Source organism: Streptomyces coeruleorubidus (assembly GCF_028885415.1).
GTDB lineage: Bacteria > Actinomycetota > Actinomycetes > Streptomycetales > Streptomycetaceae > Streptomyces > Streptomyces coeruleorubidus_A.
On sequence record NZ_CP118527.1, the window covers coordinates 2,557,611 to 2,573,480 of the forward strand.

Genomic DNA, 15,870 nt, shown 5'->3' on the forward strand with positions numbered 1-15,870 from the left:
ATGTCGTTCCCGCAGCTCGACGACGAGCACCGCGGCGAGGAGATCCTCGCCGTCTTCGACACCGCCTTCGGCGAGCTCCTGGCCGCCGACCCGGCCGCGTTCCGCGTGAAGTTCCGGAAGATGGCGGCCTCGGCCTTCGCGTTCTACCGGGGCACGGCGTGCCTCTTCTACCACGATCTCGACCAGGAGAAGCGGGGCGGGCCGTTCCTGGACGAGCGCACCTCACGCGTGTGGATCCACGGCGACCTGCACGCGGAGAACTTCGGCACGTACATGGACGCCAACGGCCGCCTGATCTTCAACGTCAACGACTTCGACGAGGCCTACGTCGGCCCCTTCACCTGGGACCTCAAGCGCTTCGCCGCCTCCATCGCCCTCATCGGGTACGCGAAGGCGCTCAGCGACGAGCAGATCTCCGAGCTGGTGACGATCTACGCGGTCGCGTACCGCGAGCGGATCCACGCCCTGGCCACCGGCGCCAAGAGCGACGAGGTGCCGCCGTTCACGCTGGACACCGCACAGGGCCCGCTGCTGGACGCGCTGCGTGACGCCCGGTCGCTGACCCGCTTCGGGCTGCTGGAGTCGATGACGGAGATCCGCGACTTCGAGCGCCGCTTCGCGCCGGGCGGCGGCTCGGTGGAGCTGGACGCGGCCACGCGCTACAAGGTCCTCGCCGCCTTCGACGGCTACCTGGAGACGCTGCCGGACAGCTCGCTGGCCCGCCCCGACTCCTACCGCGTGAAGGACGTCGTCGGCCGGCGCGGCATCGGCATCGGCTCGGCGGGGCTGCCGTCGTACAACATCCTCCTGGAGGGCCACAGCGACGCCCTGGAGAACGACGTGGTGATCTACATCAAGCAGGCCCAGACCCCGGCCGTCTCCCGGCACGTCACGGACCAGGCGATCCGCGACTACTTCCAGCACGAGGGGCACCGCACGGTCATCTCCCAGCGCGCCCTCCAGGCGCACGCCGACCCGTGGCTGGGCTGGACCGAGCTGGACGGCGCGGGCCAGCTGGTCGCCGAGGTCTCGCCGTACGCGGTGGATCTCGACTGGGGCGACATCGACGACGCGGAGGAGATCGCCCAGGTGGTGGCCGACCTCGGCCGGGCCACGGCCACGATGCACTCGGCGGCGGACGACCAGTCCGGCGAGTCCCTGGTCCCGTTCTCCACGGAGCGGGCCATCGACGCGGCGATCGCGGCCGACGAGGAGGGCTTCGCGCCGCTGCTGACCGACTTCGCGCACAGCTACGGCGCACGCGCGCGTGCCGACCACCAGACCTTCGTGGACCTGTTCCGCAACGGCCGGATCCCGGGTCTGTAAGGACCCCTGAGCCGGGGCTTTGGCCATCCGCTCGCTCACAGGCATTCTTTAGGGGTCCCTTACAGGCCCCCGTGACAGACTCTCCTTTCGCTATGGACATATCCGGGATCCAGCTCAGAGCCGTACGCGCGGCGCTGTTCACGGCAGTGGTCGTGACGCTCAGCACCGCGTCGCACGTGCTGCTGTCCCAGATCCCGCTCCCGATGGGCACGGTGGCCGCGGTCGCCGCCGCCGTGTTCGTGATCGCGTACTCCCTGGCGGGCCGCGAGCGCTCCTTCGGGCGGATCGCGGCCCTGCTGATCCCGCTGGAACTGGCCGCCGACACGGTGTTCACCACGGGACAGCACGCCTGTTACGGCCGGTCGGGCGGCCCGGTCGCCGGCCCGCTGCGGTCGGTCGGCCTGGACGTGCTGTGCGGGGGCGGCGAGGTCGGCACGCCGCTGGCCCGGATGGCCGGGGCCACCGGCACCGACCGGCTCGCGGCCGTGGTCGCGCATGCCGACCCGGCCACCGCCTGGCTGCTGCTCGGCGCGCACGTCGGCGTGGGACTGGCCGCCGCCGTCTGGCTGCGCCGGGGCGAGCGGGCCCTGGCCCAGCTGCTGCGGGCGGTGGCGGCGAGCACCTTCCGGCCGTTGCTGCTGGCCGTCGCCGCGGTGACGGTGACACGGGCCCCGGCCGGGCGCCGGCTGCCGTCGCGGCTGGCCGAGCGCACGCCCACCGCCCGCGACCGGATTCTCGCCCACTCCCCGGGACGGCGTGGACCGCCGTGCTCGCCCGCCTTCGCGTGAGGCACCTTTCGAGCACCGGCAGTCCCCCTTACGTATTTCGCACACGACGTGTGCGCGTCCCCGACGGAGAACATCACCATGAGCAAGCGGAACAGCCAGGCGGCGAAGACGGCGGCCCGTGAGCGGCTGCGCATCGAGCGCGAGCGCGAGGCCAAGCGGGCGAAGGCCAAGCGGCAGATCATCGTCGCCGCCTCCATCGTCGGCGTCCTGGCGATAGCCGGCGGCATCGGTTACGCGGTCGTCCAGGCCAACAAGCCCACGCACTGGGAGGCCCAGAAGGACGCCAAGGTCGTCGCCCCGGCCAACACCACGGGTGCCAAGGGCACCACGGTCGTCATCGGCAAGGACTCGGCCAAGAAGACCCTGAAGATCTACGAGGATCCGCGCTGCCCCGTGTGCGCCCAGTTCGAGCAGACCGTCGGTCCGACCGTGAAGAAGGACATCGACGACGGCAAGTTCAAGATGCAGTTCATCGGCGCCACCTTCATCGACAACAAGGACAACGGCGAGGGCTCCAAGAACGCGCTGAGCGCCCTGGGTGCCGCGCTGAACGTCAGCCCCGAGGCGTTCCTCGACTACAAGGCCGCGCTGTACTCGGCGAAGTACCACCCGGAGGAGACGACCGACAAGTTCAAGGACGACAGCTACCTGATCAAGGTCGCGAACACCGTCCCGGAGCTGAAGGGCAACAAGAAGTTCCAGGACGCGGTCGAGAAGGGCACCTACGACGCCTGGGCGATGGCCATGTCGAAGACCTTCGACGACAACAAGGACGGCGTGCAGGGCACCCCGGGCTTCGTCATGGACGGCAAGCAGCTCACCGCCGACAAGCAGGGCACGCCGCTGATGACAGTGGCCGACTTCAACAGGGTGGTGGGCGAGGCCCTCAAGAAGTGACGGCAGGTCAGGGACCGGTCGGCATGTGAAGAGCGGGCGAACTTCCGGAGTTCGCCCGCTCTGGTCCATACCGATCAGTAACCTGATCGTCCGTGACCAGTCGATACAGATCATCGAAGCCGTCAGAGGACCTCAACTCCCTCACCCCGCGCCGCCGTACGGTCGTCAAGGCCGCGGCGGCGACCGCTGTCCTGGCCGGGCCGCTGGCAGCGACCCTGCCCGCGCGCGCCGTCGACCAGGCACCCGCCTTCCTGCACGGCGTCGCCTCCGGTGACCCCCTGCCGGACGGCGTCCTGCTGTGGACCCGCGTGACCCCGGTCCCGGAGGCGATACCCGGCTCCGGACTCGGTCCGGACACCGAGGTGAGCTGGATCGTCGCCAGGGACAAGGCGTTCAGCACCGTCGTCGCCAAGGGCTCCACCACCGCGACGGCCGCCTCCGACCACACCGTGAAGGCCGACATCCGCGGCCTGGAACCGGCCACCGACTACTGGTTCCGCTTCTCCGCCGGGGGCACCGACTCCCCCGCCGCCCGCACCCGCACCGCCCCGGCGGCCGACGCGGCCGTCACGGGCCTGCGCTTCGGCGTGGTCTCCTGCGCCAACTGGGAGGCCGGCTACTTCTCCGCGTACCGTCATCTCGCGGCCCGCGGCGACCTGGACGCCTGGCTGCACCTCGGCGACTACGTCTACGAGTACGGCACCGGCGAGTACGGCACCCGCGGCACGGTCGTCCGTCCGCACGCCCCGGCCCACGAGATCGTCACCCTCGCCGACTACCGCGTCCGGCACGCGCGTTACAAGACCGACCCGGACCTCCAGGCACTGCACGCCGCGGCCCCGGTCGTGGCGATCTGGGACGACCACGAGTTCGCCAACGACGCCTGGTCGGGCGGCGCGGAGAACCACACGGAGGGCGCCGAGGGCACCTGGTCCGCCCGCCAGGCCGCCGCCAAGCAGGCCTACTTCGAGTGGATGCCGGTGCGCCCGGCGATCGCGGGCACCACCTACCGCCGGCTGCGCTTCGGCAAGCTGGCCGACCTTTCACTGCTGGACCTGCGCTCCTTCCGCTCGCAGCAGGTCGAGGTGGGCAACGGCGAAGTCGACGACCCGGACCGCACGCTCACCGGCCGCGCCCAGCTGGACTGGCTGAAGGCGGGCCTGAAGGCGTCCGACACCACCTGGCGGCTGGTCGGCAACTCGGTGATGGTCTCGCCGTTCGCCATCGGCTCGCTCTCCGCCGATCTGCTGAAGCCGCTGGCCAAGCTGCTGGGCCTGCCGCAGGAGGGCCTCGCCCTCAACACCGACCAGTGGGACGGCTACACCGACGACCGCCGCGAACTCCTCGCCCACCTGCGCGCGAACGCGATCCGCAACACGGTCTTCCTCACCGGCGACATCCACATGGCCTGGGCCAACGACGTGCCGGTGGACGCCGGTACGTACCCGCTGTCCCCCTCGGCCGCCACGGAGTTCGTCGTCACCTCGGTCACCTCCGACAACCTCGACGACATCGTCAAGGTCCCTCAGGGCACGGTCTCCGCGGTCGCCGCACCCGTGATCCGCGCCGCCAACCGGCACGTCCACTGGGTCGACACCGACCGCCACGGCTACGGCGTCCTGGACATCACTGCCGAGCGGGCGCAGATGGACTACTACGTCCTGTCCGACCGCACGAAGCACGACGCCACCGCCACGTGGGCCCGCTCGTACCGCACGCGCAGCGGCACGCAGAAGATCGAACGCGTCCACGACCCGGTGTGAAGCCGGCCCTACAAGCTGTCGAGGAAGCCGAGCGCCACCCGCCAGGTGGCCTCGGCGGCCTCCTCGTCGTAGTCCGGCAGGTCGGGATCGGTGTAGAGGTGACCGGCCCCGGCATACCGGTACACCTCGACGTCGGCGCCGGTCCGGCCCATCTGGAGGTACCAGGCGCTGAGCCAGTCGTCCGTCTCGAACGGGTCCGGCTCCGCCACGTGCAGCTGGACCGGCAGCTCGTCCACCGTGACGCCCGGCGCGATGTCCGACGTGCCGTGCAGGAGCAGCAGCCCGCGCGCCTTGTCGTCGCCGAGGGCGAGGGTCTGGGCGATGGATGCGCCGAGCGAGAACCCCGCGTAGACCAGCCCGCGCTCGGAGTAGGGCGCGGCGGCCAGCACGGCCCGCTTCAGCAGCTCCTCCTTGCCGATCTTCTCCTTGTGCTCCATGCCCTCCTCGACCGTGTCGAACGTGCGCCCCTCGAAGAGGTCGGGCGTCCACACCTCGTGTCCGGCCGCGCGCAACCGGTCGGCGGCCTGGAGCACCGCGGGCCGCAGCCCATGGGTCGAGTGAAAGAGCATGATGTCCATGAGGCCATGGTGCCAGCCGGGTGTGACAACGCCGGATCACGGCACTACCCACGACCGCGCCGAACTCACATGTTCATGCACCCCGGGAGCCGGTTAGGTTCGGGGGCATGGAGAACCTGCTACGACCGCTGATCGTGGTCGGTGGCTCGGTCGTGCTCACGCTGGTGATCGGCTGGGCCACCGACTTCCTGCTGCGCAAGGCCGACGAACGGCACCACGAGACCCCGCTGTGGGGGCTGCTCCGCCGCGGCCGCATCCCCTACCAGCTGCTGCTGTGTGCGGCCCTGCTGCGAGGGTCGTACGACGAGGCGCAACTGCTGGAGAGTCGCGACGAGGGCATCGGCCGGGCGCTGACGCTTGTGCTGATCGGGTCGGCCGCCTGGCTGGTCATCCGGATCGCGGCGGCGATCGTCGAGACGTCGTACAGCCGGTACGCCAGCGCCCGGGCCCACCGCGACCCGGCCAGGGTCCGCCGGGTGCGCACCCAGGTGACGCTGATCATGCGGGTGGTGTCCGCGATCGTCGGCGTGGTGGCGGCGGCGAGCATGCTGCTGACGTTCCCGGCGTTCCGCGCGGCGGGTGCCTCGCTGCTGGCCTCGGCCGGCATCCTCGGCATCGTCGCCGGTGTCGCCGCGCAGTCCACGCTGAGCAACATGTTCGCCGGGTTCCAGATCGCCTTCGGCGACATGGTGCGCATCGGGGACACCGTCGTCGTGGACGGCGAGTGGGGCACGGTAGAGGAGATCACGCTGACGTTCCTGACCGTGCGCACCTGGGACGAGCGGCGGATCACCATGCCGGTGTCGTACTTCACGTCCAAGCCGTTCGAGAACTGGTCGCGCGGCACGCCGCAGATGACCGGCACCGTCTTCTGGCACGTCGACCACACGGCCCCCGTCGACGCGATGCGCGAGAAGCTCCGCGACATCCTGCGCGAGTGCCCGGCCTGGGACGGCCGTGCCTACGACCTGTCCGTCACGGACACCACCCCGAACACCATGCAGGTGCGGGCCCTGGTGACCGCCAAGGACGCGGACGACATCTGGACCGTGCGGGTCACCGTCCGCGAGCAGATGGTCCGCTGGCTGGCCGACGAGCACCCCTACGCCCTGCCCCGGGTCAACACGGCGGACGCGATCCTGCCGCCGTCCCGAAACGGCCACCGCCCGTCCCACGACGGCGTCCCGCCCCAGCAGCGCCGCTTCCACGGCTCGCCGAGGCCGGAGCGCTGACGAAAAGGGCAAGCAGCTCCGGGCGGGCCCGCAGGCGGGGAAAGCCAAGAGCTCACCGCATCGACCGCACATCAAGATGCCGCAGCACCCGGTCCACCACCTCCGGGTCCGCCCCCGGCTCGCTCCGCGCCGCCAGCACCTCATGCCGCGCCGCACTCAGCATCTCCTGCTGGATCCGCCGCACCCGCTTCAGCCGCCGGGCCCGCTCCTGATAGGCCTCCCGCCGCTCGTCCTCGGCCACCTCGGGACTGATCCGCACCGCGATGTCGAACGCTCGCCGCACCATCTGCTCGGACAACTCCTCCGGCAGTTCCTCGACTTCCTCGATCTCCCGGAGCCTGCGCTTCGCCGCCTTGGACGCCCGGATCGCCAGCGCCTTCGCGAACTCCTTCTCGACATCCGTGTCGGCCCGCACCCCCAGCGACCGCACCAGCCACGGCAACGTCAGCCCCTGCACCACCAACGTCGCCATGATCACCCCGAACGCGATGAAGATGATCTCGTCCCGGCTGGGGAACGGCGCCCCCGCATCGGTCTGAAGCGGAATGGCCAGCACCAGCGCGACCGAGGCCACCCCGCGCATCCCCGACCACCACATCACCACGGTCTCGCGCCAGCTCACCGGGATGTCCTCGTCGTAGTCCCGCCGCGCGTGCAGCCGCTTCGTCAGCCAGGTCGCCGGCAGCAGCCACAACAGCCGTACGAACACGACCACGCAGACGACCACCGCCGCCCACCCGAGCAACTCCCCCCAGCGGCCGGACGCCGTGTGGATCGCGTTGTGCAGCTCCAGCCCGACCAGCCCGAACGCGACGCCGGTGACGAGCGTGTCGACGATGTTCCAGAACGTGTGCCCGGCCAGCCGCGTCATGACGTCGTCGGCGTCGGCCCCGTACTCCGCGAGGAACAGCGCGGTGGTCAGCACGGCGAGCACTCCGGACCCGTGCAGTTCCTCGGCCATGACGTACGAGGCGTACGGCACCAGCAGGGTCAGCCCGATCTGCAGGGTCGCGTCCCCGAGCAGTTCCATCAGCTTGTTCGCGCCCCAGCCCAGCGCGAGGCCCACGGCCACCGCCACCACGCCCGACAGCACCAGATCGAGCCCGGCCTTCCAGGGTGAGAACGTCCCGCTGACGGCGGCGGCGATCGCCACGTGGTAAAGGACGATGGCCGTCACGTCGTTGAACAGCCCCTCGCCCTCCAGGATCGACACCAGCCGGCGCGGCAGCCCCAGTTGCCCGGCGACGGCGGTCGCCGCGACCGGGTCCGGCGGCGCGACCAGCGCGCCGAGCGCGAACGCCGCGGCCAGCGGCAGCCCCGGCACGATCGCGTTGGCAGCGGCCGCCACACAGGCCATGGTGACGAACACCAGCGCCACGGCCAGCAGGAAGATCGGCCTCTTGTTCGCCGCGAACTGCCGCCAGGACGTGCGCCGCACCGCGGCGTACAGCAGCGGCGGCAACAGCAGCGGCAGGATCAGGTCCGGCGGGATCTGGACGTTCGGTACGAAGTCGAGCAGCGCGAGGACTATGCCCAGGAGCGTCATCAGCACCGGCGCGGGCACACTGAGCCGGTCTCCGACCGGGACGCTGATCACGGCCCCGAGCAGCAGCACGAACAGCAGGGCCAACTGATCCACGGTCAGCGCTCCGGAAGGTCAAACGTTCACACGACTGACCTCAAGCCTGCCACGCAACTCTCAGGACAAACCGTTTCGGCACCCTTCATGACGGGCTAAAGCGAACGCCACATCGCCTGGTGCGCGATGCCCGCCTCCAAGTACTCCGGCCCGTACGCCTCGTAGCCGAGCCGCTCGTAGAAGCCCAGCGCGTGCGTCTGGGCGTGCAGGTCAACGGCCGCGAGACCACGCGCACGTGCCGCGTCCTCGATGGCTCGCACCAGGGCGACGCCGACACCGAGCCCGCGCGCGTGGGCGGCCACGGCGAGCCGGCCGAGAGAGCCCACGGACGGGTCGGCTCCGGTCTGCGCCACGGCCGCCTCCCCGAGCAGCAGCCGTCCGGTCCCGAGCGGCACGCCGTCCTCCCGGACCGCCAGCACATGGACGGCGCCCGGGTCGTACGCGTCGTACTCGATGTCCTCCGGCACGCCCTGCTCGCCGACGAAGACCTCCTTGCGCACCGCGAAGCACGCCTCACGGTCGGCCGGGTCCTCGGCGACCCGCACCACGTACGACGACGCCGGCCTCCCGCTCATGCGTACGTCTCCTCCCGGACCTGGTCCAACGCCTTCTGGAGGTCCTCCGGGTACTCGCAGGAGAACTCCGCCCACTGCCCGTCCCCGGGGTGCTCGAAGCCGAGCCGCACCGCGTGCAGCCACTGGCGGGTCAGATGGAGCCGCTTGGCGAGCGTCGGGTCGGCGCCGTACGTCAGGTCGCCGACGCAGGGGTGCCGGTGGGCTGCCATGTGGACGCGGATCTGGTGCGTGCGGCCGGTCTCCAGCTTCACGTCGAGCAGGGACGCCGCGCGGAAGGCCTCGATCAGGTCGTAGTGCGTCACGGACGGCTTTCCCTCGGCCGTGACCGCCCACTTGTAGTCGTGCTGCGGGTGCCGCCCGATGGGCGCGTCGATGGTGCCGCTGGTCGGGTCGGGGTGGCCCTGGACGAGCGTGTGGTACCGCTTGTCGACCGTGCGCTCCTTGAACTGGCGCTTCAGCGACGTGTACGCGTACTCCGACTTGGCGACCACCATCAGCCCGGACGTGCCGACGTCGAGCCGGTGCACGATGCCCTGGCGCTCCGCGGCCCCGGAGGTCGAGATCCGGTACCCGGCGGCGGCCAGGCCCCCGATGACGGTCGGGCCCGTCCAGCCCGGCGACGGGTGCGCGGCCACGCCCACCGGCTTGACGATCACGACCACGTCATCGTCGTCGTGCACGATCTCCATGCCCTCGACCGGCTCGGCCACCACCTGCACCGGCGCGGGCGCCTGCGGCATCTCGACCTCCAGCCAGGCGCCGCCGTGCACGCGCTCCGACTTGCCGACCACCGATCCGTCGACCGTGACCTTCCCCGCGGCGGCGAGCTCGGCCGCCTTGGTCCGGGAGAAGCCGAACATGCGGGAGATGGCGGCGTCGACGCGCTCGCCCTCCAGTCCGTCGGGCACGGGCAGGGTACGGATCTCGGGAATCGTGCTCACCCGTCGAGTATGCCGGACGGGTGAGACAGCCCCGTACGGAGCCTGTGGACAAACCCCTCGCGGGCTCAGTCCTTGTGGACGGTCCCGTCAGGGTCGAGCCCCTTGAACGACAGCAGCACGATCAGGATGCCGCCGCACACGATCGCCGAGTCGGCCAGATTGAAGACGGCGAAGTGCTTGGGCGCGATGAAGTCCACGACCGCGCCCTCGAAGACGCCCGGCGCCCGGAAGATCCGGTCGGTGAGGTTGCCCAGCGCACCGCCGAGCAGCAGGCCGAGCGCGATCGCCCAGGGCAGGCTGTAGAGCTTGCGGGCGAGCCGGGCGATCACCACGATCACCGCCGCCGCGATCATGGTGAAGATCACCGTGAAGGCCTCGCCGAAGCCGAAGGCCGCGCCCGCGTTGCGGATCGCCTCGAACCTCAGCCAGTCCCCGATGATCTCGATGGGCGGGTGGTGCTCCAGCTTGGCCACCACGATCATCTTGCTGATGAGGTCGAGGGCGTACGCGAACGTGGCGACCGCGAACAGGACCGCGATCCGGCGCTTGCCCCGGGTCCGCCCGGCCGCCGCCGGCTCATCCGTACCGGACGCCCCGGCGGCCGCCGCCTCGTCGGAGCCGGACCCGCCGGCCGGGGCCCGGGTGCCCTCGGAGTCGGCGCGCTCGCCCGGCGCCGCGCCCTCGCCGGGCCGCTCCCGCCCGGTACCGGCCGCGTCCGGTGTATCCGGCGTACCGATGATGCGCTCCGCCTCTGCCACGTGAGTCCCTCAACCTAGGTGCCTGACTGAGGACGAGGGTACGGCACACCCCGGGCGTCCCACGTGCTCAGGAGGCATTCGGCGGCCGGTCAGTACCGGCGCTCCTGCTTCTGCTTGCACTCCACGCACAGAGTGGCCCGCGGGAAGGCCTGCATGCGGGCCTTGCCGATGGGGTTGCCGCAGTTCTCGCACAGGCCGTAGGTACCTGCGTCGAGGCGTTCGAGGGCCCGCTCGGTCTGGACGAGCATCTCGCGCGCGTTGGCGGCCAGCGCCAGCTCGTGCTCGCGCGTGACGTTCTTGCTGCCGGTGTCCGCCTCGTCGTGGCCGGCGCCGTCCCCGGAATCCCGCATCAGACCGGCGAGCGACCGCTCCGACGACTCGAGCTCCTCACGCAGCCGGGTCTCCTCGGACGTCAGCTCGGCACGCGCCTCCTCGACCTCCGCCTCCGTCCAGGGGTCCTCGCCCGGGCGTACCGCGAGCTCACCTGGCTCCGCCGCGGCCGCCCGTGCCTTCGGAACAGCGGTCTTGGCCGCCGTTGCCGTGCCAGGAGTCTTCTTCGCACCCACCGTCGTCGCTCCCGTCTGCTGGGCGGCCTCGGCCGCACCCGCCTTCTTGGCCGTGCTGCTCCCGGCCGTGTCCTGTGTGACCGCGCCGGTCCGGGCAGCACCCTTCCCGACCGCGCCCTTCGTGGTGGTGCTCTCGCCTCCGGCGCGAACGCCCTCGGCTTCGACGCCCTTCTTCCCGACCCCGGCCTTGGCGCCTTTCACCCTCCTGACAGCGGCCTTCTTTTCCGCCGCCTTCTTGGCCGCCGTCTCCTTGGCAGCCATCTCCTTGGCAGCCATCTCCTTGGCCGCCGCCTTCTCAGCCAGGGCCTTCTTGGCAGCCGCCTTCTTGGCCGGGGCTTTCTTGACCGCGGCCTTCTTGGCTGCCGTCTTCTTGGCCACCGTCTCTCTGGTCGCCACCTTCTCGGCTGCCGACTCTCTGGCCGCCGCCTTCTTCGCCGAGGCTTTCCCGACCGTGGCCTCCTTGGCCGCCGTCTCCTTGGCCGTCGTCTCCTCGGCCGTCGTCTCCTCGGCCGCCGCCTTCTTGGCCGGAGCCTTTCCCGCCGCCCCCTTCTTGGCCGCCGTCTTCCCGGCTGCCCCCTTCTTGGCCGGATCCTTGCCGGATCCTTTCTTAGCCGAATCCTCGGCCGCGGCCCCCTTGGTCACCACTTTCCTGGCCACGGCTTTCTCAGCCTTGGCCACCGCTTTCTCGGCCACGGCCTTGCCGGCCGTCACCTTCCTGACAGCCGCCCTCGTCTTCTTGACAGCCGCCTTCGTCCCCTCGGTCGCCTTCCCGGCCGCCCCCTTCGCCACCCGCCCCGCCGAGCCCCCCTGCGTGGTCTTCTTCCCGCCCACATCCTTGGCCGCACCGCCGGAGGCCTCCGCGGACCTGCCGGACGCCGGCTGCTGTACGGCGGTCTTCTTCGCCACCATGGCCGCGGCCCCTTCACATATTGTGATCTTGCTCGCGAATCGTGCTGGGACGATAAATCGACTTGAGTCCCGCGGCAACGGGGCACACCGCCCGATTCGCCCGCCTCGCGCACGCCGCGCGGCGAACCTGCATCCGTTGTGCCCAGCTCCCCGCCCGGTAATCCGCCGAGCCGGACGTCCCAGGATCCGAACACCTATACCTCGCCATTCGGGTCATCAAACCCATACGTCACCCACAATGGCGTCCCTGACGTCTCCCCCTCCCCGAGCGCCCCGGAAAAGCGGTCGGCCGCTGTCCGCGCGGCGCCGTACACTGGGCGGAGCGAAAAGCGTGGATGGGGACGAGTAGCGGCGTACGCAGCCCAGAGCGACCCGGGGACGGTGGAAGCCCGGGGGCGAGCGCGGCGTGAAGATCACCCCGGAGCCGCCGGAAGAAAACCGCAGCCGAGCGCCGCGGCCAGTAGAACCGGCATCGCGACCCCAATGAGGGGGCTCACCGGCGCACACCCCGCGCCGGAGGGCCAAGGAGGGTGGTACCGCGGGAGCGCGCCGAAGGCGGCGCAGGCAGACGTAGCTCTCGTCCCTCCGGACGGAAGGCAGCAAGTCCGCCGGAGGAAGCCCGCTGATGACAACGCCGACGTACCGCCAGGTGCCCGCCCAGGTCGACCTGCCCGCTCTCGAGCACGCCGTGCTCGACTTCTGGCGCGAGCAGAAGATCTTCGCCAAGAGCCTGGAGCAGTCCGAGGGCCGCCCCGAGTGGGTGTTCTACGAGGGCCCGCCCACCGCCAACGGCATGCCCGGCGCCCACCACATCGAGGCGCGCGTCTTCAAGGACGTCTTCCCCCGCTTCCGCACCATGCGCGGCTACCACGTGGCCCGCAAGGCCGGCTGGGACTGCCACGGCCTCCCGGTGGAACTCGCCGTGGAGAAGGAGCTCGGCTTCTCCGGCAAGCAGGACATCGAGGCGTACGGCATCGCCGAGTTCAACGCGAAGTGCCGCGAGTCGGTGACCCGGCACACGGACGCCTTCGAAGAGCTCACGACCCGCATGGGCTACTGGACTGACCTCACCGAGCCCTACCGCACCATGGACCCCGAGTACATCGAGTCGGTCTGGTGGTCGCTCAAGGAGATCTTCAACAAGGGCCTGCTGGTCCAGGACCACCGCGTCGCCCCCTGGTGCCCCCGCTGCGGCACGGGCCTGTCGGACCACGAGCTGGCGCAGGGCTACGAGACGGTCGTCGACCCGTCGGTCTTCGTCCGCTTCCCGCTCACCTCCGGCCCGCTGGCCGGCGAGGCCGCGCTCCTGGTGTGGACGACCACGCCCTGGACACTGGTCTCCAACACGGCGGTCGCCGCGCACCCCGAGGTGACCTACGTCGTCGCGACCGACGGCGAGGAGAAGCTGGTCGTCGCCGAGCCGCTCGTCGCCAAGGCCCTCGGCGAGGGCTGGGAGACCACCGGCCGGACCTTCACGGGCGCCGAGATGGAACGCTGGGCGTACCAGCGCCCGTTCGAGCTCGTCGAGTTCCCGGAGACCGAGGGCGGCACGCACTACGTCGTGAACGCCGAGTACGTCACGACCGAGGACGGTACGGGTCTGGTCCACCAGTCCCCCGCCTTCGGTGAGGACGACCTCAAGGTCTGCCGCGCGTACGGCCTGCCGGTCGTGAACCCGGTCCGCCCGGACGGCAGCTTCGAGGAGGACGTCCCCCTCGTCGGCGGCATCTTCTTCAAGAAGGCGGACGAGAAGCTCACCGAGGACCTCCAGCAGCGCGGCCTGCTCTTCAAGCACATCCCGTACGAGCACAGCTACCCGCACTGCTGGCGCTGCCACACCGCGCTGCTCTACTACGCGCAGCCCTCCTGGTACATCCGCACCACGGCGGTCAAGGACCGCCTCCTCGCGGAGAACGAGAGCACCAACTGGTTCCCGGACACGGTCAAGACCGGCCGGTACGGCGACTGGCTGAACAACAACATCGACTGGGCGCTGTCCCGCAACCGCTACTGGGGCACCCCGCTGCCGATCTGGCGCTGCGAGGACGACCACCTCACCTGCGTCGGCTCCCGCACCGAGCTGACCGAGCTGACCGGCACCGACCAGTCGGGACTGGATCCGCACCGCCCGTTCATCGACGAGGTCACCTTCGCCTGCCCGCAGGACGGCTGCGGAAAGCCGGCCACGCGCGTGCCGGAGGTCATCGACGCCTGGTACGACTCGGGTTCGATGCCGTTCGCGCAGTGGGGCTACCCGTACAAGAACAAGGAGATCTTCGAGGCGCGCTATCCGGCGCAGTTCATCTGCGAGGCCATCGACCAGACCCGCGGCTGGTTCTACACGCTGATGGCGGTCGGCACCCTGGTCTTCGACAAGTCGTCGTACGAGAACGTGGTCTGCCTGGGCCACATCCTCGCCGAGGACGGCCGCAAGATGTCCAAGCACCTGGGCAACAGCCTGGAGCCGATCCCGCTCATGGACCGGCACGGCGCGGACGCGGTCCGCTGGTTCATGGCGGCCGGCGGCTCCCCGTGGGCGGCCCGCCGCGTGGGCCACGGCACCATCCAGGAGGTCGTCCGCAAGACCCTCCTGACGTACTGGAACACGGTCGCCTTCCAGGCCCTGTACGCCCGTACGTCCGGCTGGGCCCCGTCCGAGGCCGACCCGGCCCCGGCCGACCGCCCGGTCCTGGACCGCTGGCTGCTGTCCGAACTGCACGCGCTCACCGACCAGGTCACCCAGGCCCTCGACGCCTACGACACCCAGCGCGCCGGCAAGCTGCTGTCCGCGTTCGTCGACGACCTGTCGAACTGGTACGTGCGCCGCTCCCGCCGCCGCTTCTGGCAGGGCGACAAGGCGGCGCTGCGCACGCTGCACGAGGTCGTCGAGACGGTGACGCAGCTGATGGCCCCGCTGACCCCGTTCATCACCGAGCGGGTGTGGCAGGACCTGATCGTTCCGGTCACTCCGGGTGCCCCGGAGTCGGTCCACCTGTCGACCTGGCCCGAGGCGGACCTCACCGCCATCGACCCGGAGCTGTCGAAGCAGATGGTCCTGGTGCGCCGGCTCGTGGAGCTGGGCCGTGCCACGCGCGCGGAGTCGGGCGTCAAGACCCGTCAGCCGCTGTCCCGCGCCCTGATCGCGGCGACGGGCTTCGACGCGCTGGACTCCGAACTGCGCACGCAGATCACGGAGGAACTGAACGTCGAGTCCCTGGCGACGCTGAGCGAGGTCGGCGGCTCCCTGGTCGACACCACCGCGAAGGCCAACTTCCGCGCGCTGGGAAAGCGGTTCGGCAAGCGCGTCCAGGACGTGGCCAAGGCCGTCGCGAACGCGGACGCGGCCGCGCTGTCCCTGGCCCTGCGCGAGGGCACGGCGTCGGTGGAGGTCGACGGCGAGACCATCACGCTCGCTCCCGACGAGGTGATCATCACGGAGACGCCGCGCGAGGGCTGGTCGGTGGCGTCCGACGCGGGTGCGACGGTCGCCCTGGATCTGGAGATCACGGAGGAGCTCCGCCGTGCGGGCCTGGCCCGTGACGCGATCCGCCTGATCCAGGAGGCCCGCAAGAACAGCGGCCTCGACGTGGCCGACCGCATCGCACTGCGCTGGATGGCCACGGACCCGGCGACGGTCGCGGCCCTCACCGACCACGCCGACCTGATCGCCGACGAGGTCCTGGCGACGGACTTCGCCCAGGGCGACGCGGACGACAGCTACGGCAGCCCGTTCACGGACGAGGGCCTGACGCTGACGTTCCGCCTGCGCAAGGCGTAACCCACAGGGCGTAACCACAGACCGAAGGCCCGGACCCGCCAAAGATCTTGGTGGGTCCGGGCCTTCGGCGTTGCGTGCGCACGAACACGGTTGCGTACGCACGAACGCGGTTGCTGTGCA

The 15,870-nt window shown here is 70.7% G+C and carries 12 protein-coding genes; 6 read left to right on the forward strand and 6 right to left on the reverse strand.

Going from position 1 to position 15,870, the window contains the following annotated elements; all coding sequences use genetic code 11:
• The 4 genes from PV963_RS11980 to PV963_RS11995 all read left to right on the forward strand — a co-directional run bounded on the left by PV963_RS11980 (position 1) and on the right by PV963_RS11995 (position 4,774).
• Positions 1–1,326, forward strand: coding sequence for a DUF2252 domain-containing protein (locus PV963_RS11980; protein WP_274815627.1), 1,326 nt, complete (start codon positions 1–3; stop codon positions 1,324–1,326).
• Between the two features lie 92 nt (positions 1,327–1,418).
• The gene (locus tag PV963_RS11985) at positions 1,419–2,114 is read left to right on the forward strand and encodes a hypothetical protein (RefSeq protein ID WP_274815628.1); all 696 of its coding nucleotides are present in this window, start codon (positions 1,419–1,421) and stop codon (positions 2,112–2,114) included.
• Positions 2,115–2,192: 78 nt separating this feature from the next.
• On the forward strand, positions 2,193–3,011 hold the full coding sequence (locus PV963_RS11990) for a DsbA family protein (RefSeq protein ID WP_274815629.1): 819 nt from the start codon (positions 2,193–2,195) through the stop codon (positions 3,009–3,011).
• Between the two features lie 92 nt (positions 3,012–3,103).
• Positions 3,104–4,774: an alkaline phosphatase D family protein gene (locus tag PV963_RS11995; RefSeq protein ID WP_274815630.1), complete on the forward strand. Its 1,671-nt coding sequence runs from the start codon at positions 3,104–3,106 to the stop codon at positions 4,772–4,774.
• Positions 4,775–4,782: 8 nt separating this feature from the next.
• Here PV963_RS11995 and PV963_RS12000 read toward each other — a convergent pair whose 3' ends face one another.
• The gene (locus PV963_RS12000) at positions 4,783–5,352 is read right to left on the reverse strand and encodes a dienelactone hydrolase family protein (protein ID WP_274815631.1); all 570 of its coding nucleotides are present in this window, start codon (positions 5,350–5,352) and stop codon (positions 4,783–4,785) included.
• A 107-nt stretch (positions 5,353–5,459) separates the two neighbouring features.
• On the opposite strand from PV963_RS12000, the gene PV963_RS12005 reads away from it, so the two are divergent.
• Positions 5,460–6,584, forward strand: coding sequence for a mechanosensitive ion channel family protein (locus tag PV963_RS12005; RefSeq protein ID WP_274815632.1), 1,125 nt, complete (start codon positions 5,460–5,462; stop codon positions 6,582–6,584).
• A 52-nt stretch (positions 6,585–6,636) separates the two neighbouring features.
• Here PV963_RS12005 and PV963_RS12010 read toward each other — a convergent pair whose 3' ends face one another.
• From PV963_RS12010 to PV963_RS12030, 5 genes are all read right to left on the reverse strand, one after another.
• Entirely contained in the window at positions 6,637–8,223 is a 1,587-nt protein-coding gene (locus tag PV963_RS12010; RefSeq protein ID WP_274815633.1) for a Na+/H+ antiporter, read from the reverse strand.
• A gap of 95 nt (positions 8,224–8,318) precedes the next feature.
• Positions 8,319–8,798 (reverse strand): GNAT family N-acetyltransferase, encoded by a 480-nt coding sequence (locus PV963_RS12015; protein WP_274815634.1) that lies wholly within the window; start codon positions 8,796–8,798, stop codon positions 8,319–8,321.
• Entirely contained in the window at positions 8,795–9,739 is a 945-nt protein-coding gene (locus PV963_RS12020; RefSeq protein WP_086602782.1) for an RluA family pseudouridine synthase, read from the reverse strand. The genes PV963_RS12015 and PV963_RS12020 overlap by 4 nt, the downstream gene beginning before the upstream one ends.
• 65 nt (positions 9,740–9,804) lie before the next feature.
• Positions 9,805–10,497, reverse strand: coding sequence for a signal peptidase II (lspA, locus tag PV963_RS12025; RefSeq protein WP_274815635.1), 693 nt, complete (start codon positions 10,495–10,497; stop codon positions 9,805–9,807).
• An 89-nt stretch (positions 10,498–10,586) separates the two neighbouring features.
• Positions 10,587–11,894 (reverse strand): TraR/DksA family transcriptional regulator, encoded by a 1,308-nt coding sequence (locus tag PV963_RS12030; protein WP_274815636.1) that lies wholly within the window; start codon positions 11,892–11,894, stop codon positions 10,587–10,589.
• A 703-nt stretch (positions 11,895–12,597) separates the two neighbouring features.
• Between PV963_RS12030 and ileS the strand changes: the two genes are divergently transcribed.
• Positions 12,598–15,750, forward strand: coding sequence for an isoleucine--tRNA ligase (ileS, locus tag PV963_RS12035; protein ID WP_274815637.1), 3,153 nt, complete (start codon positions 12,598–12,600; stop codon positions 15,748–15,750).
• The last annotated feature ends 120 nt before the right edge of the window (positions 15,751–15,870 follow it).